Origin of the sequence: Sporocytophaga myxococcoides DSM 11118, assembly GCF_000426725.1 — a bacterium.
GTDB classification, from domain to species: Bacteria; Bacteroidota; Bacteroidia; order Cytophagales; family Cytophagaceae; genus Sporocytophaga; species Sporocytophaga myxococcoides.
Window position 1 is genome coordinate 69,631 of the sequence record NZ_KE384562.1, and the last position, 20,491, is coordinate 90,121.

The 20,491-nt window shown below is 35.6% G+C and carries 21 protein-coding genes and 1 tRNA gene; 15 read left to right on the forward strand and 7 right to left on the reverse strand.

Features of this window, described 5'->3' with window-relative positions; translation table 11 throughout:
• The first annotated feature begins 53 nt into the window (after nucleotides 1-53).
• From K350_RS0126600 to K350_RS0126610, 3 genes are read left to right on the forward strand one after another with little or no spacing between them, the layout of a single operon-like run.
• Nucleotides 54-1,382, forward strand: a complete 1,329-nt coding sequence (locus K350_RS0126600) for a TolC family protein (protein ID WP_028982514.1) — start codon at nucleotides 54-56, stop codon at nucleotides 1,380-1,382.
• A 20-nt stretch (nucleotides 1,383-1,402) separates the two neighbouring features.
• A complete protein-coding gene (locus K350_RS0126605; RefSeq protein ID WP_028982515.1) occupies nucleotides 1,403-2,461 on the forward strand; it encodes an efflux RND transporter periplasmic adaptor subunit in 1,059 nt (352 codons plus the stop codon).
• Nucleotides 2,462-2,483: 22 nt separating this feature from the next.
• Nucleotides 2,484-5,639, forward strand: coding sequence for an efflux RND transporter permease subunit (locus K350_RS0126610; protein WP_028982516.1), 3,156 nt, complete (start codon nucleotides 2,484-2,486; stop codon nucleotides 5,637-5,639).
• A 35-nt stretch (nucleotides 5,640-5,674) separates the two neighbouring features.
• Here the strand turns inward: K350_RS0126610 and K350_RS30580 are convergent, their stop codons facing one another.
• The 3 genes from K350_RS30580 to K350_RS0126625 form a co-directional block, all read right to left on the reverse strand.
• Complete coding sequence (locus K350_RS30580) at nucleotides 5,675-6,205, reverse strand: hypothetical protein (RefSeq protein ID WP_051313788.1); 531 nt, start codon at nucleotides 6,203-6,205, stop codon at nucleotides 5,675-5,677.
• 92 nt (nucleotides 6,206-6,297) lie between these two features.
• The gene (locus K350_RS0126620; protein ID WP_028982517.1) at nucleotides 6,298-6,813 is read right to left on the reverse strand and encodes a GrpB family protein; all 516 of its coding nucleotides are present in this window, start codon (nucleotides 6,811-6,813) and stop codon (nucleotides 6,298-6,300) included.
• Between the two features lie 76 nt (nucleotides 6,814-6,889).
• Nucleotides 6,890-7,549, reverse strand: coding sequence for a hypothetical protein (locus K350_RS0126625; protein ID WP_028982518.1), 660 nt, complete (start codon nucleotides 7,547-7,549; stop codon nucleotides 6,890-6,892).
• A 213-nt stretch (nucleotides 7,550-7,762) separates the two neighbouring features.
• Here K350_RS0126625 and K350_RS0126630 point away from each other — a divergent pair, with 213 nt between their 5' ends.
• Genes K350_RS0126630 through K350_RS30585 form a run of 4 tightly spaced genes read left to right on the forward strand, consistent with a single transcriptional unit; the run spans nucleotide 7,763 to nucleotide 10,050 of the window.
• Nucleotides 7,763-8,269 carry a GbsR/MarR family transcriptional regulator gene (locus tag K350_RS0126630; RefSeq protein WP_028982519.1) on the forward strand — a complete coding sequence of 169 codons (507 nt, stop codon included), beginning with the start codon at nucleotides 7,763-7,765 and terminating at the stop codon, nucleotides 8,267-8,269.
• Between the two features lie 41 nt (nucleotides 8,270-8,310).
• On the forward strand, nucleotides 8,311-9,126 hold the full coding sequence (locus K350_RS0126635) for a thiol-disulfide oxidoreductase DCC family protein (protein WP_028982520.1): 816 nt from the start codon (nucleotides 8,311-8,313) through the stop codon (nucleotides 9,124-9,126).
• Between the two features lie 10 nt (nucleotides 9,127-9,136).
• A complete protein-coding gene (locus K350_RS32780; RefSeq protein ID WP_211236789.1) occupies nucleotides 9,137-9,328 on the forward strand; it encodes an NAD(P)-dependent oxidoreductase in 192 nt (63 codons plus the stop codon).
• Nucleotides 9,265-10,050 (forward strand): TIGR01777 family oxidoreductase, encoded by a 786-nt coding sequence (locus tag K350_RS30585; RefSeq protein WP_211236790.1) that lies wholly within the window; start codon nucleotides 9,265-9,267, stop codon nucleotides 10,048-10,050. Before K350_RS32780 ends, K350_RS30585 begins: the two co-directional genes overlap by 64 nt.
• Nucleotides 10,051-10,132: 82 nt before the next feature.
• Here the strand turns inward: K350_RS30585 and K350_RS0126645 are convergent, their stop codons facing one another.
• Nucleotides 10,133-10,477, reverse strand: a complete 345-nt coding sequence (locus K350_RS0126645; RefSeq protein WP_028982521.1) for a hypothetical protein — start codon at nucleotides 10,475-10,477, stop codon at nucleotides 10,133-10,135.
• 113 nt (nucleotides 10,478-10,590) lie between these two features.
• Entirely contained in the window at nucleotides 10,591-10,965 is a 375-nt protein-coding gene (locus tag K350_RS0126650; protein WP_028982522.1) for a DUF7793 family protein, read from the reverse strand.
• A gap of 215 nt (nucleotides 10,966-11,180) precedes the next feature.
• Here K350_RS0126650 and K350_RS0126655 point away from each other — a divergent pair, with 215 nt between their 5' ends.
• The 4 genes from K350_RS0126655 to K350_RS0126670 all read left to right on the forward strand — a co-directional run bounded on the left by K350_RS0126655 (nucleotide 11,181) and on the right by K350_RS0126670 (nucleotide 14,154).
• Nucleotides 11,181-11,951, forward strand: a complete 771-nt coding sequence (locus K350_RS0126655; RefSeq protein ID WP_162144225.1) for a ceramidase domain-containing protein — start codon at nucleotides 11,181-11,183, stop codon at nucleotides 11,949-11,951.
• Between the two features lie 2 nt (nucleotides 11,952-11,953).
• Nucleotides 11,954-12,631, forward strand: coding sequence for a TIGR02117 family protein (locus K350_RS0126660; RefSeq protein WP_028982524.1), 678 nt, complete (start codon nucleotides 11,954-11,956; stop codon nucleotides 12,629-12,631).
• A gap of 259 nt (nucleotides 12,632-12,890) precedes the next feature.
• On the forward strand, nucleotides 12,891-13,646 hold the full coding sequence (locus K350_RS0126665; RefSeq protein ID WP_028982525.1) for an SDR family oxidoreductase: 756 nt from the start codon (nucleotides 12,891-12,893) through the stop codon (nucleotides 13,644-13,646).
• A 190-nt stretch (nucleotides 13,647-13,836) separates the two neighbouring features.
• On the forward strand, nucleotides 13,837-14,154 hold the full coding sequence (locus tag K350_RS0126670) for a hypothetical protein (protein WP_028982526.1): 318 nt from the start codon (nucleotides 13,837-13,839) through the stop codon (nucleotides 14,152-14,154).
• Between the two features lie 262 nt (nucleotides 14,155-14,416).
• Here the strand turns inward: K350_RS0126670 and K350_RS0126680 are convergent.
• A tRNA-Arg gene (locus K350_RS0126680) sits at nucleotides 14,417-14,490 on the reverse strand.
• A gap of 57 nt (nucleotides 14,491-14,547) precedes the next feature.
• Entirely contained in the window at nucleotides 14,548-15,741 is a 1,194-nt protein-coding gene (sucC, locus tag K350_RS0126685; protein WP_028982528.1) for an ADP-forming succinate--CoA ligase subunit beta, read from the reverse strand.
• A 179-nt stretch (nucleotides 15,742-15,920) separates the two neighbouring features.
• On the opposite strand from sucC, the gene K350_RS0126690 reads away from it, so the two are divergent.
• From K350_RS0126690 to K350_RS0126710, 4 genes are all read left to right on the forward strand, one after another.
• On the forward strand, nucleotides 15,921-16,571 hold the full coding sequence (locus K350_RS0126690) for an ABC transporter ATP-binding protein (RefSeq protein WP_028982529.1): 651 nt from the start codon (nucleotides 15,921-15,923) through the stop codon (nucleotides 16,569-16,571).
• A gap of 257 nt (nucleotides 16,572-16,828) precedes the next feature.
• Complete coding sequence (locus K350_RS0126695; RefSeq protein ID WP_028982530.1) at nucleotides 16,829-17,335, forward strand: RNA polymerase sigma factor; 507 nt, start codon at nucleotides 16,829-16,831, stop codon at nucleotides 17,333-17,335.
• A 533-nt stretch (nucleotides 17,336-17,868) separates the two neighbouring features.
• Nucleotides 17,869-18,375 (forward strand): RNA polymerase sigma factor, encoded by a 507-nt coding sequence (locus K350_RS0126705; protein ID WP_028982531.1) that lies wholly within the window; start codon nucleotides 17,869-17,871, stop codon nucleotides 18,373-18,375.
• Between the two features lie 195 nt (nucleotides 18,376-18,570).
• The gene (locus K350_RS0126710) at nucleotides 18,571-20,490 is read left to right on the forward strand and encodes a RecQ family ATP-dependent DNA helicase (protein ID WP_028982532.1); all 1,920 of its coding nucleotides are present in this window, start codon (nucleotides 18,571-18,573) and stop codon (nucleotides 20,488-20,490) included.
• Nucleotide 20,491 lies beyond the last annotated feature (1 nt).

Sequence of the window (20,491 nt, forward strand, 5' to 3'; positions counted from 1 at the left end):
ACAATTTATAAAAAATAATTAAAGAATATCACTTGAATGAATTTATTATAGCTATGAAAAAGAATAGATTTTTAATCGGATTCTTACTCTTGATCACATCGGGGAGTTTCGCTCAGGAATCTTTTACCTTAAAAGGTGCCATAGAATACGGGCTTCAGAATAATCTGAAAATGTCCAAAGCCTTTAATGAAAAGGACAGAGCAAGACAAAGAGAAAAAGAAGCATTTTCTACTTACCTGCCTCAGGTAAACGGAACAGTGACACTGGATGATAATCTTAAAAGACAAGCAATGGTGTTTCCAGCCAATCCACTTATGCCGGAAGGTGCTACAGTAAGGATGGGTACTCAATATAGTACCGGTGCAGTAGTCCAACTTGATCAGACAATCTATGATCAAGCTGCAATGCTGGGAATAAAAGCTGCACGACCTAACAAGGCTATGGCAGATCTTAAATACCAGCAGTCTGAAGAAGGCATTATTTATGATGTATCTTATAGTTATTATCAGGTATTTGTTTTTAAGCAGTATCTGAATCTTCAGCTGGAAAACAAAAAGAAACAAGAGCAGTTGCTAGCAATTGCGAAGCTTCAACTGGATAAGGGGGTCATTAAGAAAAATGACTACAATAAAATACTTGTAACGCTGAACAATACTTTATCACAACTAAGCCTGGCAGAACAGAATCTTGAATTAGCCAACAGTCGTCTTAAAAATGTGATGGGATTACCTCTCGATAAGGAAATTGTGCTTGCAGATACTGCAATATTAAAATCGAATGTAAGACTTGCTAAAGAAAGCGAATTTGATGTGCAAAACAGAACTGATTTCAAACTTCAGCAAACACAAATCATCTTTCATGATCTTGATTCTAGAAGGATAAGAGGAGGAGGGCTTCCTAAGCTTACTGCCTATGCTCGCTATGGCGTTCAGGCCATGGGAAATGATTTCCAGGAGTCATTTAACAGGAAGTTTGATTATTCTTCTATTGGTTTAAAATTAAGTGTTCCTCTTTTTGACGGACTAAGAAGAAATGCACAGTACAAGCAAGCTCGCATTGATATGAAAAATGCTCAGGCAGACTTGTTATTGAATGAGAGATCTTATCAGGTTGAATATTCTAATGCCAAAGTGCAGTTAAATAAGTCTGCAAGCAGCCTGGAGAATAATCAAAGCAATTTGAAACTTGCAGAAGAAGTTTTTCAGACTACTTCATTAGAATATCAAAGAGGCGTGACTGACCTAACGAATCTTCTTAATGCAGAGTATTCATACAAAGATGCTCAGATCAATTATATAAATTCATTATTAAACTACTATACTGCTCAGCTGGACATAGAAAAGTCAAGCGGTAACCTTAAAAATTTTGCTTCAAGCCTTTAATATTTTTAATTATCAATTATATGAAAAAGAAAATTATAGTAATCTCTTCTGTATTGGTTATTGTTCTTTTTATCGGATTTAAACTTGCATCTAATAAAAAGAAACTAGATGAGAAAAATAAGCCTGCGGTTAACACGAATGTTGCCATACCTGTAAGTACAGCTCTTGTGGCAGTAGCACCGGTATCTGGTGAAATGACCAAGGTAGGTACAGCAGCTGCTTTTCAGGAAGCAGATGTAATGGCTCTGTCTTCAGGAAAAATATCCAACCTTAACATTGAGCTTGGGTCTTATGTGAAAAAAGGACAAGTCATTGCAATACTTGATACAAGAACGCTGCAACTTAACCTGGAAGCTTCTGAGCTTGACCTGAATAAAGTGAAAAAGGATTATGATAAATATAATGAACTTTTGCAGGGTAATGCAGCAACAGAAACACAGGTGACTGACCTTCAATTCAAATATCAGACGTCTGCTAATAAAGTAGAGCAGATAAAAAAGCAAATTGCTGATGCTCACATTACAGCTCCTGTTTCAGGTAAAATAACGAAGAAAAATTTTGAAGAGGGAGAATATGCAAGTCCTGGTGCAGCTATCGCCAGCATTGTTGATATCACCAGACTTAAAGTAAAGGTGATGGTGAGCGAAAAGGAAGTTTACACATTGAAAGAAAATCAAACTGTAAAAGTAACTGCTGATGTGTTTCCGGATCAGGTGTTTAATGGAAAAATTTCTTATATCAGCCCTGCAGGCGACGAAGCACATAATTATCCTGTAGAAGTTATTATTAACAATTCTTCTTCGAATAGCTTGAAAGCAGGAACTTATGTAAAGGTTGAATTTGGTACTAAATCATCAGGTACTGCTTTACAAATTACAAGAGATGCACTTATCGAAAGTATCAAAAATCCAAGTGTATATGTAGTGGAAGGTGATATTGTGAAGAAAAGAAATATTAAAGTAGGCAGAGAGTTCGGTTCAACAGTAGAAGTACTTGACGGACTTAAAGAAGGTGAGACAGTAGTTACTAATGGTCAGATCAACCTTAATGATCAGTCAAAAATTCAAATTGTAAAGTAAGGTTACATAAACGAATAATATTATGTCAATAACCGAAGTTGCAGTCAAAAGGCCATTGTTGATTACGGTAATATTTACCGTTCTCATACTCTTTGGTGTTATTTCTTATAAAGAGCTTAATTATAATCTCTTGCCAAAGTTTGAGGCCAACGTTGTTACTATTATGACAACCTATAGAGGTGCTTCTCCTGATGAAGTAGAAAACTCTGTTACAAAGAAAATTGAAGAATCTGTCTCTGCTGTAGAAGGATTGGATAAACTGACTTCTTCCTCAATGGAAGGAGCCTCAGTTGTAATCATTCAGCTTAAAGCAGGTGTTGATGTTACAAAGACTCAGCAGGATGTTCAGAGAAAGGTGGATGGAATTCTCTCTCAGCTACCGGATGAAATAACCAGACCTGTAGTAAATAAATTTTCTACAGACGAAATGCCAGTAATGCGTTTAGGGGTAAATGGAAACCTAAGTCCTACATTATTATATGATCTGATGGATAAGAAGATCAAGCCGCAGCTTGCTAATGTTTCTGGTGTTGGTCAGGTAACTGTAGTAGGTGGTAATCCGAGAGAAATCAAAGTTAATATTGATCAAAACAAAATTCAGGCTTATAAACTTTCGATCACTCAGGTTTCTCAAGCTATTATTGCTGCTAATAAATCTTTCCCTTCCGGAAAGGTTGAAACAGAAAGGGATCAGTTCTCCATTAAGTTCGATGCTAAAATTGGAGATGTAGACATACTTAGAAATCTCATTGTAAAGCAAAATGCTGATGGAAGTAAAATATGTCTGAAAGATATTGCAGAAGTTGTGGATACACAATCTGATGCCACAGCGATCAACCACGTTAATGGTATTCCTTCTCTTGGTATTATGATCCTTAAGCAAACAGACGCAAATGCTGTAGAGGTTTGTAACCTTGTAAAACAGAAGATCGAAGTGCTTGAAAAGCAATATGCTTCAAACGAACTGAAATTCGATATTTCTGTCGATCAGTCTAAGTTTACTTTGGCTTCTGCGGATGCTGTTATCCATGACCTCTATCTTGCTGTCTTTATTGTGGCAGTTGTAATGCTCTTATTCCTTCACAGTGTAAGAAGCTCAATGTTCGTTCTTGTAGCTCTTCCTTCATCAATGATTCCTACATTTATAGCAATGTATCTGTTAGGCTTCTCTTTGAACCTGATGACGCTGATGGCATTGTCTCTTGTGGTTGGTATCCTTGTGGATGATAGTATTGTGGTTCTGGAGAATATTTACCGCCACATGGAAATGGGTAAAGATAAAAGAACGGCATCTCTTGACGGTAGAAGTGAGATAGGATTTACAGCGCTTGCGATTACGCTTGTGGACGTGGTGGTATTCGTACCTTTAGCCATGACTTCAGGTTTAATTGGTAATATTCTTAGAGAGTTCTCTCTTGTAGTGGTCTTCTCTACACTAATGAGCTTAATGGTTTCATTTACCATTACTCCTTTATTGGTGTCGAGATTCGGTAAGTTAGAAGTATTGAGCCCTAATTCATTGTGGGGAAAAATCAATATCGGATTTGAGAATTTTCTTGATGCAATAAAAAATGAATATGGAAAGCTTTTAAGATGGTCATTGAGCAGCAAACGTTGGGTATTATTAGCAACTATTATTTTGCTTATTGGTTCTTTTGCATTGCTTCCACTAGGATTTATAGGAGCTACATTTATCAGTTCAGGTGACCGGGGTGAAATGAGTGTTAAGCTTGAATTGGCTTCACAAAGTTCTCTTTACCAGACAAACATGATGGCACAGAAGGTTGAGAAGATGATCATGGCGAAACCTGAAGTTGTCAAAGTTGTAACAACCATTGGTTATAGTAGCTCCAGCCCGGCATCAGGAGGAGGATCGAACAGCAATATCGCAGAGATGACAGTGGTGATGGTAGATAAAGAAGCACGTAATATTTCTGCTGAAGATTTCGGTGTTCAATTAAAAGGTGAAATAGCTAAAATTCCAGGTGTAAAAGTAACGGTGAATCCCGTCAATATCACTGGTAGTAGCGGTGAATCACCTATTCAGGTAGCCGTAAAAGGTACTGATATGAAAGTGATTCGTGAAGCAGCTGCTATGGTTAAAGATGCTGTAAAGAGTGTACCGGGAACCCAATATGTTCAATACAGCGCTAAAGATCCTAAGCCTGAGATTGAAGTAACGCTTGACAGAGAGAAAATGGCTCAGCTAGGGCTTAGTGCTAGTGATGTGGGGATGACACTTCAGAATGCTTTCAGGGGAGACGAAACATCTAAGTTTAAGGTAGGTGGTAATGAATATGACATTTTTATTTCTCTTGATAAGTTCGACAGATCCAATATTGCGGATGTTAAAAATCTGACATTTGTGAATAACAAAGGACAGAATTTTCAGCTGGATCAGTTCTCTGAAGTTAAAGAGACAATGGGTGAAAGTGTCCTTGAAAGAATAGACAGGTTGTCTTCTATAAAAATCAATTCTTCTGTAGTCGGCAGACCTGTGGGTACAGTGGGAACAGAGATAAAAGCAAAAGTTGATAATTTAAAACTTCCTGATGGAGTCATGATAGAGTACCTGGGAGATATGCAAAGACAGAAAGATGCTTTCGGAAGTCTTGGATTGGCTTTGATACTTGCCTTGGTTCTTGTATATCTTATTATGGTGGCGCTTTATGAAAGTGTTGTTTATCCATTTGTGGTGTTGTTTGCGATACCGGTGGCGACTGTCGGTGCTTTCCTTGCTCTGGCTTTGACAATGGAAAGTTTGAGTATCTTCTCTATTGTCGGTATGATCATGCTTATAGGACTTGTTACGAAGAATGCGATTCTTATTGTTGACTTTGCAAATCAATTAAAAGAAGAAGGACATAGCGTAAAAGAAGCTTTGATAGAAGCAGGTAAAGAACGTCTTCGTCCGATTCTGATGACTACTATTGCAATGATTGTTGGTATGTTGCCTATAGCATTATCCAAAGCATCCGGAGCAGAAGTAAAGAACGGTATGGCCTGGGTAATCATCGGTGGTCTTACAAGTTCATTGTTACTAACACTTGTAGTTGTTCCAGCGGTTTATATGATTGTAGAGACAATCATCAATAAGTTTAAACCAAAGAAAAAGGATGAGGCGCAGACTGGAACAGAGGAGAAGGTAACTATCAACTTGCCGGTAATGCAGAACTAGATTTTTTAAGATTTGAGTTTTATAGAAAAAGGCGATCAGTTTTGATCGCCTTTTTTGTTGGTGGGAGCTGTATCAATATGATCAAGTTCTTCGATTTTTATTTTAAGTAATTCAATGAATTTAGGTATGGAAGAATCTAGGATTAATTCTTTGTAGAATTCCTTTTTTAAGGAAATGTCCAAAACTCTTCCATTTTGGATTTTCATAATATTGGGGAAGCCTAGATGGGTTATGCTATAAAGTATGGAAGAAATATGTCTTTGTGGAAATTCAGATACAGGTATCTTTCCATCCAGCAAAATTATGTGGATATCAGGATCGAGTTGAGGTAAAATTATAGTTTCGATAATTGTTCTGGATTTCTTTTTTGATGTATAACAAAAGAATTTTTTTCCTTCATTCTGAGTAAGAAATTCTTTATATTCTTTGTCATCCCTCGCATTTAAAAAAATAATAAAGGGAGAGAAAAGTAATAGTATTGGAATAAGGAGAATTAAAATGGCAATAGAACCTAAGGTCAAAAGTCCAATTCCAAATTGTATTGCAAGTTTGCTGAAAATATTCATAAGTTTCAATAATGAAATAGCTAGTTTACCATACTATAATCCAAGATAATCCTGTCTATCCCTCAATCCCATAAAATCCCAGTTCAGACAGTTTACCACTCCCTAATCCCAGCCTTATATTCCACAGCTCTTATAAACTCCGTTTTAGCCTGAGCATAGTCGTTGATATCATTCCAATCCTTTTCTGATAATTCAGTTTTTAGAAGATTGTAAGCTACCTTTTCTTCGTGATGTTCTCTCAAGTAATTCCGAAACGCCAGATGCCTTATCCAGAAAGGAGAGTTTAATTCTACCATGTGAATCTGATGAGTTCTTTTGTTATCAGATGATTTGGTGAAAAATCTTCTGTATGGCATTGTGTCCTCATAAATAGAAATATAAGAATAGTTGCAAGTTTCTATCGGAGATATAAGGTCATTGACTTTTGAAAAATCTGGTACACCTATAAGAATATCTATGATTGGTTTAGCACTAAGGCCTTCAATAGAAGTACTTCCTATATGTTCAATATGGATATTTGAATTAAGTATTGCAGATGAAATTAGTTCTTTTTCTATCTGAAAAAGGTTCTTCCAATCTTGGTTGTAAGTATGTAATTCTACTTTCATATTTATATTAACTGGTCAGCTTTAATTCATTGTCACCTATCATCTTTGCTACATGCTCCTTAAATTTTCCACATCCTTATTTCTTCAAATGCCTCTCCAAAAAATCTACATAATGATCAATTAATTCACCTGGATAGTTTTTATCAAATACTCCAAAACCTATAATGAAAGTTGGTTCGGGCATTAAAAAACGTGAAGCATTATTGACTGATTCAATGAATTCCTGAGCATTTCCATTGGTCGTAATAGCAGTATGTAGTTTTTCTAACCAGATAGGATCTTCAGCAGTATAGTAAGTCAGATAAGGGATTAGAAAAGGCACATACCTCGAAAACTCTGGGTTAATTTCAGTGTAAAGCCTTTGGTCCTGCCACTTACCAATTGGGAAGGCCTGTGGACCTGGTGTGTTCATGTGAAAGAAATGCTTTTCTTCTATCAGCTTTTTATAATCACAAAATTTATTTACCTCAATTACATTGTATAAGGTTTCCCATATATCATCTCCGGATTGATTTATAATTTGGTATGGATGAAAAGATGCACCAATTGTGATTGTTCCATTAACACCAGTTAAGGGCTGTATTAAACTATAGAACCCGTCCTTGTTATCCGACATACGCATTGGGTTTCCCTGGGTAAATCCCCAGATATATTCTTTTCTAAAAAAATCCAGACTAATTTTATCAGAATTAACAGATTCTTCGGGTCTGCTTTCTGATTCTTTCTTTTTATCCATAGATATTCAGTTATTAAATGATAAATGGAAGTTTGAAGGATGCTAAAACTCCTTACTTTTATTCATTATTACTTTAAAATTACTTAAAACCTGCCGAAACCATAAATCCGGTTTCATATTTTGGAAAATTAAATTGAAATGAATTTTCTAAAACTTTTTTATTGAATTTTCAGTAATTATTGAAAGCTTGAAAATATGTTCTATATTTGAATCATGAATTTCGCAGAAGGTAAAAAGCAATTTATTCAGACCTGGGGAAAACTTGGGTCGGAATGGGGGATTAACAGGACAATGGCTCAGGTGCATGCCCTTTTGCTTATTGCACCCAAACCGTTGAGTACGGAGGAAATAATGGAAGAACTGAGTATTTCCCGCGGTAATGCAAATATGAACATCAGGGATCTTATTAGCTGGAATCTGGTCCATAAAGAACTGGTACCCGGTGACCGAAAGGAATATTTTTTGGCAGAAAAGGATATCTGGGAAATAGCCAAAAGAATTTCCAGGGAAAGAAAAAGGAGGGAAATAGAACCTGTTAAAAATGTACTGCATCAGCTTCAAGAAGTTGAAGGGGATAGGTCAAAAGAAGATGTTAAGGCCTTTACAGATATGATGAATCAGTTGGGCGGGTTTGTAGATAAAATGGATAAATCTGTTGATATTATGCTTAGTTCAGATCAGAGCTGGTTCTTCGGAATGTTATTAAAGCTTATTAAATAAGCTTTTTTATTTGAGTTTAATTTTCAATAAATTCTGAAAGTATGAAAACTTTGAAAAGTCATGTGATCATTTATGATGCGGAATGTCCCATGTGTAATCTGTATACTTCCGCTTTTATAAAATCCGGAATGTTGGATTTAGAAGGTCGGACAGCCTATAATAAAATAGGAGAGGATATTATTTGCAGAATTGATAAAGATCGTGCAAGGAATGAAATAGCCCTGGTTGATACAGAAGGTGGCTCTGTTTCTTATGGATTGGAAAGTTTATACAAAGTTGTCGGACACAATTTCCCGATCTTTTGGCATTTATTCAGATTCAAACCTTTTAATTTTCTAATGAAGAAAATGTATTTCTTCATCTCTTATAATCGAAAGGTAATTGTGCCATCAGCAGAATCTGCCTTTAATGCCTGCATTCCTGATTTAAATATAAAGTATCGGGTTGCTTTTATTCTTTTTGCATGGATTGTTTCCGCATTGACTTTAAATGCTTTTTCAGGTCGTCTGGTTCCTTTGGTTCCTGCTTCAAATCTATTGAGGGAATTTTTGATTTGTGGTGGTCAGCTGATATTTCAAGGAGCCTTGATACTCTATCTTAATAAGAGAAAGTTATGGGATTATCTTGGTAATGTCATTGCGGTTTCACTGATAGGATCTATTCTGTTAATGCCTGCCTTATGCTTTCCTTATTCAGGGGACATGCTTTCCAATGTTGGATTTCTTGGTTATTTCCTCCTTGTGGTTGGCTTGTTATTATTGGAACATAAAAGGAGAGTGAGTCTTCTGAACCTTCCTCCTGCATTGACATTAGGATGGTTGGTTTATCGTCTGATCGTTTTATTAATAATACTTTAAACTTACTGATATGAATAGAATAATATTAGCGGGTGGCTCAGGCTATCTCGGAATGGTGCTTGCAGAATATTATAAAAATAAAGTTAATGAAATCATCATTTTAACCAGAGGTAAAAATGATTGGAAGGATAATATCAGATGGGTGCACTGGATGGTCAGCATATATCAGGTTGGAGCGAATGGCTTGAAGGCTCGAACTTAGTAATTAATCTCACAGGCAAAAATGTTAATTGTCGCTATACTGATGAGAATAAAAAAGAAATCATAAGCTCCAGAGTCAATGCTACCAATGTATTGGGAGAGGTTTTATTGAAGCTGAAAAATCCTCCGAAGGTATGGATACAATGTGCCTCATCCACTATTTACAGGGATTCCAGAGATAAATCCATGGACGAATTCACTGGCGAAATGGGTCAGGGATTCTCTGTAAATGTTTGTGAACAATGGGAAGAAGCTTTTGAGAAATATGAGATTTCCGGTATTAGGAAAATTGCATTACGAATAAGCTTTGTTTTGGGAAGAAACGGTGGTGCATTTCCTACCTTACACAATCTTGTCAGACTGGGTCTAGGGGGAAAACAAGGCGATGGTCAGCAATATGTGAGCTGGATTCATGAAAAAGATTTTGCCAGAATAATTGATTGGGTTTATAATAATGAAAAGATTGCAGGAGTCTATAATTGCACGGCTCCCAATCCTGTCACAAATGAAGTAATGATGTCTGAGTTACGAAAAGCAGCCGGAATTCCCATAGGTTTACCTTCTCCTGAATGTTTGCTGAAAGTGGGTGCATTTTTAATTGGAACAGAAACTGAATTGGTGTTAAAAAGTAGAAAAGTAGTTCCTGCAAAATTAACGAATGAAGGATTTCGTTTTGAATATAATCAATTAGATAATGCTCTCGCTGATCTTATCAATGGATAAATTAATCCCTCTATAACCCAAAAGGCCCGTCTTTTAATAAGAACGGGCCTTTTGGGTTGTTATTAAGTCTTCAATTCAGGCTTTAATCCAGATTACCTGCTTGATATAAATTTATCTTAATATTATAGTTAATCCTTTTGTCGTCCACTTTAACACTTAAAAAGGTAAGATTCTTGGCTGAAATATTCTGCCTGAAAAATCCCATCTTTTCATTGCCAATAGCTTGTTTCTTCGGAGTGGTAATATACCCGCCTCGTATCTCTCCATCCGGTGTAAGGATGATTTTAATCGTAGACGGTAAAAGCTCTTCCTGATAAGTTTCACTTTCAATAATAAGTTTGCCTGTCAGGTTTTCTTCAAAATTCCACTCGATCATGTTGGTTTTTGAATTCAAATCAATTGTTTTAATCAATTTTCCTTTAGCCATAGCGTTAAGAATTTTAAGTTGGACCTGCGGGTTTATACGGTGGTGCCTAAGGGAAGTTGATTATGTTAATAACTATAAATTTTTTGATTTATAATCCGATTTTAGATGAAAAATTAACCATTTAAAATCCACTGTTTTGCATTGTGGTTATTGGTGAATAAGCGGGTTGGCTTAGCCGGAGGATTTAATACGAAATATATATTTGCTAAAGACCTCTTCATATCGGAATTCGTTACTATCGCAATTTTTGATAGTCCTTCATAACCATCTTCAGAAAAAAATCTCCAGGCTTGAGGTTTAAAAACTTTTAACTCATGTGATAAAGATACTATTGCAGGAAAAGTTTTACCCTTTTGTAACTCCAATCTATTTTTTAAAATCTCTTTAGCGACACTCAATGTTATAATTGCGTCACTTTTGTAATGTGCATGTAGAATTTCGTCTTCAAACCAAAGCTGTATGTGCTGGTCCTCAAATATTATTTCCATATTTTTTATTAAAAAATCCATTAAAGATAAGAAACTTATAAGTGTCCGCCCAATTAAGATCTTTAAATTGAATATTAGTCCGTAAAATGTATGTTAATATTCAGATTATTAATAGTATATATTATTTTTTAGAGGAATTTAAGGTCCGAAATTTGAATGAAATACGTTTCTGAATGCCCCCGATAAAACTACTTTTGAATATAAATTTTAATGATATGAATCTTTTATCCTTAGAAAATAAAAAAACTCAGCGTCTGAAAGCGCTACTGACACTTTTAGCTGTTACATCTTTGATATTTTTAATCCTTCATGGACCGATTCCTCAATCGGCTTCTTACCATAGTTTTGCAGATCATAGCACTTTTTACGGTATTAGAAATTTTTACAATGTTGTATCAAACTTCCCCTTTTTTATTATAGGTGCCGTTGGAATAATTTTTATTCTGAAAAATGATTTTTTATATAAATCTGCAAGACTATGTTTTTTTATAGGTATATTCCTTACAGGCCTTGGATCTGCTTACTATCACTATGATCCTTCAACTTCAACCCTTGTCTGGGACAGGCTTCCAATGACAATCACATTTATGTCTTTTTTTTCGTTTATACTTTTTAGGAACTTTTCATTTCGCAATCACGATAATATATTGATTCTATTATTGCTTACAGGAATTGCCAGTGTTATATTCTGGTATACCGGAGAGCTCAGAGGCAGTGGCGATTTGAGATTATATGCCCTGGTTCAGTTTTACCCTGTTGTCGCTATAATAATTATCTTGCTTTGGAATGGAAAAGACCGACAAATGTTTGGAGTTATATTCTGGTATATTGCCGCAAAAGTATTTGAAGCAACTGACCAGGAATTCTTATCATTAACGGAAGTGATAAGTGGTCATACTATCAAGCATCTGATGGCAGCATGCGCAGCTGTACACCTTTTAGTTTTATTCTATATAGAATATAAATCATTGAAAAAGATTTCTTAAGTATGAAAAAAGTTGTTTCGATTTTATATAAATCAATCAAATACCTGTTTGTTATATTGATATTATATGTAATTACAGCTTTGGTATGTACATTCATTCCTGTAAATAACTCCTTTACAGAAGCCGAGAATGGTGTTCAGATTTTTATAAGATCAAATGGCGTACATACCGATATAGTAGTGCCTGTAAAGGACTCTATAAAAGACTGGAGACGGGAATTGACCGGCTTGCAAAAATACAATGAAAGTCAAATCAGATATGTAGCTTTTGGATGGGGGGATAAGGGTTTTTATCTTTATACACCTACCTGGTCAGATTTAAAAGTATCCACAGCTTTAAAAGCAGCATTCTGGCTGAGCACTTCAGCAATGCATGTTACTTATTATCCTCGGAAACCCATTAATGATGAGCATACCAAATCAATTTATATTTCAACTGAGCAATATCGTTCGCTTGTCAATTATATTGAGGGTTCTTTCAGATTAAATTCAGATGGCAGGTTTGAGGTGATCAATTGCTGCAATTATTCGGGATTAGATAATGAATTTTATGAAGGGAAAGGTGTATATAGCTTATTAAAAACATGTAATACCTGGACGAATAAAGGACTAAAGGAAGCTGGTGTGAATACAGCAGTGTGGGCACCTTTCGAGTGGTCGGTGATGTATCATAGACAATAAGTTAATTATTAAAAAAAAGCATAAAGTTGGATGGGGAAACAAAGATCTTTAGGGTGGTTGGATAAGAAAAAGGCCTTTAAATTAAAGGACTAATTGATTGCTACACTGATTTTTTTCTTTTTTCAAATCATCTGGAAATCAGAATGCTGTTTTCATAAGATAAGTTACGTTGAAAAAAGGAACTCTATATTTTAAAAACATAGTGACTTTTAAATGCTTGTATTACTAGGTATTGTTTTAACCTATAAATGTAAGTATTATGAAAATTTTAGTGATAGGAGGTTCCGGCCTTATTGGAACAAAGGTAGTAGCTCAACTCACTCAGAAGGGGCAACAGGTAATAGCAGCTTCTCCTTCTACTGGAATCAATACAATCACAGGGGAAGGTTTGACTGAAGCAATAAAAGATACTGACATTGTTATTGATCTTGCCAACTCCCCATCTTTCGAAGACAATGCCGTAATGGAATTTTTTCAAACTGCAGGCCGCAATTTATCTGAGGCAGAAATGAGTGCCGGTGTAAAACACCATGTGGCACTCTCGATAGTGGGGGTAGATACTATGCAGAACATCGGATATATGCGTGCAAAAATGGCTCAAGAAGATCTGGTCAGACAATCCGGCATACCTTTTACTATTATCAGAAGCACACAATTTTTTGAATTTATCGGAGGTATTACCAATCAGGCCACACAAGAAAACGAAGTTCATCTCTCGGATGTTAAATTCCAGCCTATAGCAGCGGATGATGTTGCTGACTTTGTAGTTAAACATGCCCTTGCTGCACCTGTTAATGGTAAGGTGGAAATCGCAGGGCCTGATCGTTTTGATATGTATAAAGTGGCAGATCGTTATCTGCAATATATCAAAGACTCACGTAAAGTAATACCGAATGGCAGACCGGAATATTTTGGTGGAGAGATCACTCATTCAGCACTTGTGCCTTCGGGAGAGGCTGAAATAGGAGCTATCAGCTTCGAGAAATGGTTAAGCTCACACTTACAGCATGCATAATGACTAAATCTCCAATTGACAAATATCAGAACGGCCGGTTTAGTTATTCCTTTCTATCTTGAGAAAACGGTAGAAGTCAAATTTATAATTAATATGTTAATTCATGACGTCGCTTTATAATATTATTTCGATAAATAGACTTCATAATAACGCAAATGAACTGCATTAGGCTTTTTTACCTTTATAGGAAATGGAAGAGCCAAAGGATCCTTATAGCGTCTTAAACTATGATCAGGTTTTTATTCTTCTGAAAGATGGCGTTGGAAAAGATGAATACCAGGGATACGTGAAACTGGATCGTACACGAAAAAAATACTTCCTTTCCGGTCGTTTTGTGAAGCAGATGAACTTCAAAATGAGTTCAGTTAGATTTCTGCCAGAAAAGAATTTCAAAGCTTATAAAGAGACAAAAAAGGTTATAGATCAGGAACAGCTAACGTTAAATGTATCATTTAGTCACATTGATTTTATTACATTGCCTTTTGATAGCTTTGATTGGAAGGGGTAATTTTCCTGATAATTGGTTAAACAGGCTGATTGAAAATTACTCAATTTTTACTGCAATCATTTTAAGACTAAATCTCAAGTTTGCCCCTTTGCTTTGTCCTGGGTTTTTAATGAAAAAGTCAATGGTAGAGCTTTTGATTTTTGAGAGAAGTTTACTTTTTTGGATTAGCTTTATGGGTTGGAAATGAGTTGATTAAAAACAGGTTTTAATTGAATTATCCTAAGGGCAAAATTGATTTTTCACTATTTCAACTCTTAATAAGTGCACCCGGAGAGGTTCGAACTCCCAACCATCAGAACCGGAATCTGACATTCTATCCAATTGAACTACGGGTGCATAAAAAGGAATGAGGAGGGATTTTTTTGAATCCACTCCTCATTTATGCTTTTGAAATTATTTAGAAAGTACTTCTTTTACTCTAGCAGCAGCGTCTTTCAAAAGGATTGCGGAGAATACTTTCAGACCTGATTGCTCAATGATCTTAGCGCCTTCTTCAGCATTTGTTCCTTGAAGTCTTACGATGATTGGTACTCTGATATCACCGATTTTTTTGTATGCTTCCACAACTCCATTAGCAACTCTATCGCATCTTACGATACCACCAAAGATGTTAATAAGGATTGCTTTTACATTTGGATCTTTTAAAATGATTCTGAAACCAGCTTCTACAGTCTGAGCGTTTGCTCCACCACCTACATCAAGGAAGTTAGCAGGCTCACCGCCAGAAAGCTTGATGATATCCATAGTAGCCATAGCAAGACCAGCACCGTTTACCATACAACCAACGTTTCCGTCTAGTTTTACATAGTTCAGGCCAGAGTTTGAAGCTTCAACTTCCAAAGGATCTTCTTCGTGAATATCTCTCAGTGCTGCAAGGTCTTTATGTCTGTATAGAGCGTTGTCGTCCAGGTTTACTTTTGCATCAACTGCAAGGATTTTATTGTCTGAAGTCTTTAGTACAGGGTTGATTTCGAACATTGCAGAATCAGTTTCCTCATAAGCTTTGTATAAAGCCTGAATGAAGTTTACCATTTCTTTGAAAGCTTCGCCTTCAACACCTAGTTTGAAAGCAATCTTTCTAGCTTGAAATCCTTGAAGACCTACGCGTGGGTCAACCCACTCTTTAATGATTTTTTCAGGAGTGTGCTCAGCAACTTCTTCGATTTCCATTCCACCTTCAGTGCTGGCAATGATAAGGTTTTTGCTTGTATTTCTGTCCAATAGAATGGACATATAATATTCTTTTGGTTTGCTTTCTCCTGGATAATAAACATCCTGAGAAATCAGAACCTTGTGAACATGCTTTCCTTCCGGACCTGTTTGTTTAGTCACCAGGTTCATACCGATGATCTTACCTGCAAGATCTTTAACTTCATCAAGGTTTTTAGCTAATTTAACTCCACCGCCTTTTCCTCTTCCACCTGCATGAATTTGAGCCTTTACAACATACCATTCGGTACCTGTTTGTTGGTTTAGTTTTTTAGCGGCTTCTACTGCTGCTTCAGCTGTTTCTGCAACAATCCCTTCCTGTATACGAACACCGTATTTTTTCAGGATCTCTTTACCTTGATATTCATGTATATTCATGAGTAAATAAATAGTTAAAAGTTTAACACCACAGATGTTCTTTTTTTTCAGGGTATTCCCATCTATAGGAAGAACGGCACGAATCTATCATTTTTGGCTTTTAATTTCAAGAAAAGAAGGATTTTTAATCCTTTTAGATTTAAATTTGTTTTTACAAAGTCAGAATGAGTTGATTTATGATGCTGGAAGCAAGAAATATATATAAAGGTTATCCAAACCTTGAAGTTTTAAAGGGGATTGATTTGCAAATTAAACAGGGAGAAATCGTCTCTGTTGTCGGGGCCTCCGGAGCTGGTAAAACTACGCTATTGCATATTTTAGGGACACTTGATAAGCAGGACAAGGGAGACCTATTTATAAATGGTACGAATCTTAATCAGATCGGGGAAAAGGAGCTGGCGTTATTCCGAAACAATCATATCGGGTTTGTTTTTCAATTTCATAATCTGCTTCCGGAATTTTCTTGTTTTGAAAATGTATGCCTTCCAGGCTATATAGGTAAAAGAGATAAAAAACAGGTAGAACAGAAGGCAAAAGAATTGCTTGACCGACTTGGGTTATCGCAGCGACTTAATCATAAACCTTCAGAGCTATCCGGTGGGGAGCAGCAAAGGACAAGTGTTGCCAGGGCGCTTATCAATTCTCCGTCAATAGTATTTGCAGATGAGCCTAGTGGAAATTTGGATTCCAATAATGCTGAAGAGCTGCATAAGTTGTTTTTTGAACTTAGAAATGAATTCAATCTTACTTTTGTGATAGTTACACATAATCAGTCGCTTGCCCAAAGTGCCGATAGGAAATTGGAAATGAGAGACGGAAGGATTGTTTAGAGTGGTGTACTTTTAGTTGTATAGTTGAATATTTTTAAATTGTTTTTGGGTGATTGTGGTAGTTTAATTACTTTTTGTTTTTTGTTGTCGTGGTTGTTGTTTTTGTGTTATTTGGTTGATTTTTAGGTGTATCGTATTTTTATTTTACTTTAAATAACAAAATTTTATTACATCAGTTTAGTGTGTAGGAATGAGTGTAATATAATTGGAGTTTTGAAAATATTTAAAGTGAATTATTTGATTTAATAACTACTGCGATGAATACTATTGAATTTAATAACCTAGTTTATACAGCCTCCAAATCTTTAAAATACCCTGCTTTAAAGTTTACTCACAATCAGGCTGACGCAAATGATCTTATTCAGGATACCATTTTAAAGGCGTTAAAAAATAAGACCAAGTTTAAGAAAGGTACTAATATAAAGGCGTGGCTTTATATAATTATGAAGAATACTTTTATAAGTAATTATCATAAGATAGATAAGAGAAATAGCCTTGTGGATCCGATTGATGATGATTATACTCTGAATGTGCCTAGTACTATTACGTATAATGATGGTACTGCTAATGTCGCCATGGAAGAGATAAATAAGGCGATTAATTCACTGGATAAAGTTTTCCGTGAGCCTTTTATGATGCATTTTTCGGGATTTAAGTATGAAGAGATTGCTCAGAAATTGAAGATTCCTATGGGGACAGTGAAAAATAGAATTCACGTTGCAAGGAAAACTTTGATGGCTGCACTGAAAGATTATAAAATTTGAGCTTAGTGAATCTAAGTGTTGCGGAGTGCCAGGCTGATCAGTCTGGCATTTTTTGTTTAATTAAAGTTTAAATATTACATTTCTAATATTGGTTAAAATGAGTTAATGATTACATTGATTTATTTTATTTAATCTTCTGTAATAAAATATTAAAAAGTATTAATTTTTGTAAACTCTTTTGTTGATATACAGCAAATTAACATAGTAATGTTGATAACATGGGGAGAAATATGGTGTTTGAAAACTGATAAAAATGCTTGTGTAGTTTTTAAAAAGTGTAAAAAAGTGTACATTTGTTACATAATAATCACAACAAGAAAATGCTAGCGACGAGAAAAAATATCAAACAGGAAAAAGACATAATTAAAGCTGAAGAAACAGAAAAGAAAGTAACCACTCTAAGTCCTCTGCAAATTAAAGAAGCACTCTTCAGAAGGAGATATAACATATAATCCGAATGGAATCGGTGACACTCAGGTCAGAAAAAAAATAACCTTACAAAAGACATTAATAACCTTAACCAAAAAGAACTTATGACAGCTGTTGAATTCAATGAGTTAGTATATACGGCATCAAAATCACTAAAAATACCTGCGTTAAAATTTACGCACAACCATAATGATGCAAATGATCTGATTCAGGATACTATTCTTAAAGCTTTAAGAAACAGAACTAAATTTAAGTCTGGCACTAATATTAAGGCATGGTTATATATTATCATGAAAAATACTTTTATCAGTAATTACCATAAAATAGATAAAAGGAACACATTGGTTGATCCAATTGACGAGGGTTATAATTTTAATGTTTCAAGTACAATTTCATTCAACCAAGGCGCTAGCAATATTGCTTCTAAAGAAATTTACAAGGCAATAAACAAGCTGGATAAAACCTTCAGAATCCCATTTATGATGCACTATGAAGGCTTTAAATACAACGAAATAGCTGACCACCTAAACATCCCAATGGGGACAGTAAAAAACAGGATCCACGTCGCTAGAAAAAACTTAATGGAATCTTTGAAAGAATACCAATACTAAAACGCAAATAATCACATCTTAAAAACCCAGGGCAGTTTTTATTCAGTACTGTTCTGATTCCTGGAAATCTAATCGTTTCGAAAAACGATTGCAGTATGAGAAAAGGAACTGCTTTGGGTTTTTATTTTTTTATATTCCTCTTATAAATTACTTTTATCCTTCAGGATACTTCATTTATTTATTGTCATTGTATTCTTGCAGGATATTCATAAAATATTACTCCAGTATTTCGGTTATTCTCAGTTCAGACCTCTTCAGGAAGAAATTATCTCCTGTGTTTTGAACGGAAAAGATACTCTTGCCTTACTTCCTACGGGAGGTGGGAAATCACTTTGTTTTCAGGTGCCAGGACTTGCTATGGAAGGACTTTGCATCGTAGTTTCTCCCCTGATTGCATTAATGAAAGATCAGGTGGAAAGACTCAGAGAAAAAGGGATATCCGCATTTTCTATTCACTCCGGACTTTCTTTTAATGAAATAGATGTTATTCTGGACAGATGTGTATATGATCAAGTAAAATTTTTATACCTGGCTCCTGAAAGGCTATCTTCAGAAATACTCATCCAAAGGGTGAAAAAAATGAAAGTAAACCTCCTAGCTGTAGATGAAGCGCATTGCATTTCTCAGTGGGGGTACGACTTTCGACCATCCTATCTTGAAATTGCAACTTTCAGACACCTCATCGGGGACTCAGTTCCTGTAATGGCATTAACAGCTACCTCGACTCCGGGAGTAACTCAGGATATTCAGGATAAGCTTGAGTTTAAAACAACCAACGTAATCTCAAGATCTTTTAAAAGAGACAATCTTTCATTCTCTTGTTTTAAGGAAGAAAATAAGGAAAGAAAGATTCTGCAAATACTTAAAAATGTACCGGGGACTGCCATAATTTATGTTCGCAACAGAAAGAAAACAGAAGTCTTGGCTGCATTTCTGAATAGAAATAAAATCTCCGCATCTTTTTACCACGCTGGCCTGGACTATTCTACTAGATCCAAAAATCAGGACTTGTGGATTAATAATAAGGTGAGAGTAATGGTCGCCACTAATGCCTTTGGTATGGGAATCGATAAACCTGATGTGAGAACAGTCGTTCACTATGATTTTCCTGAAAATCCGGAAAATTATTACCAGGAAGCAGGAAGAGCAGGAAGGGATGGAAAACGATGTTATGCGGTCCTTTTGTTTAATGATAAAGATGTAGAAGAACTTGAAACAAAAGTTGAAAGTAATTTCCCAAGTGCGGAGATTATTAAACGGGTTTATCAGGCATTGGCTAACTTCTATAAACTTGCAGTAGGGTCATCTCAATTTATAAGTTTTGATTTTGATATTGAAGCGTTTATTAAGACTTATAAATTGCCTAAAATTCAAACTTATTATGCCTTGAAAAGGCTGGAGCAGGAGGGGATGATCCAGATGAATGAAGCATATTATAACCCTTCAAAAGTTTTCATTTCAACCGATAAAACAAGGCTTTACGAATATCAACTGCGGAACCCTGAAGATGATGTTTTTATCAAGTCTATATTAAGAATTTATGGGGGAGAGGTATTTTCTAATTATGTAAATATCCGGGAAACAGAAATTGCTAATTATATCCACAAATCTCAATCAGATGTTACGAGGAAACTTAGCTTTTTGGATCAAAAGGGGTTGTTGGTTTATGAAAAGCAAAAAGATAAACCTCAGATAGAGTTTGTAATGCCAAGAATGGATGCTTCTGTATTGCCTTTGGATTATAAAGATCTCGCCAAACGGAAGGCACTTTATAAGGCAAAAGTAGATGCTATGGTGGGGTATGCGACGAATTCAAATAAATGTCGGAGTTTAATGCTCCTGGAATATTTCGGGGAAGAAAATGGTGAAAAGTGTGGGTTGTGTGATGTGTGTCTGAAAGAAAAAAAAGATGAAGTCAAGGATAATCTTGAGGTCGAACTTTCAGAGAAAGTCATAGCGAAATTGAAGGTAGGTCCTTTATCTCCTGAAGATCTCGTGTTTTCTTTTAGTTCTACTGAAAAAGAGGAGGTGCTTAGAGTCCTGAGACGTCTCGTCGATTCGGGATTCTTGGTATATCTTGATGATGGAAGGCTCTCTTTAACAAAAGATATATAAT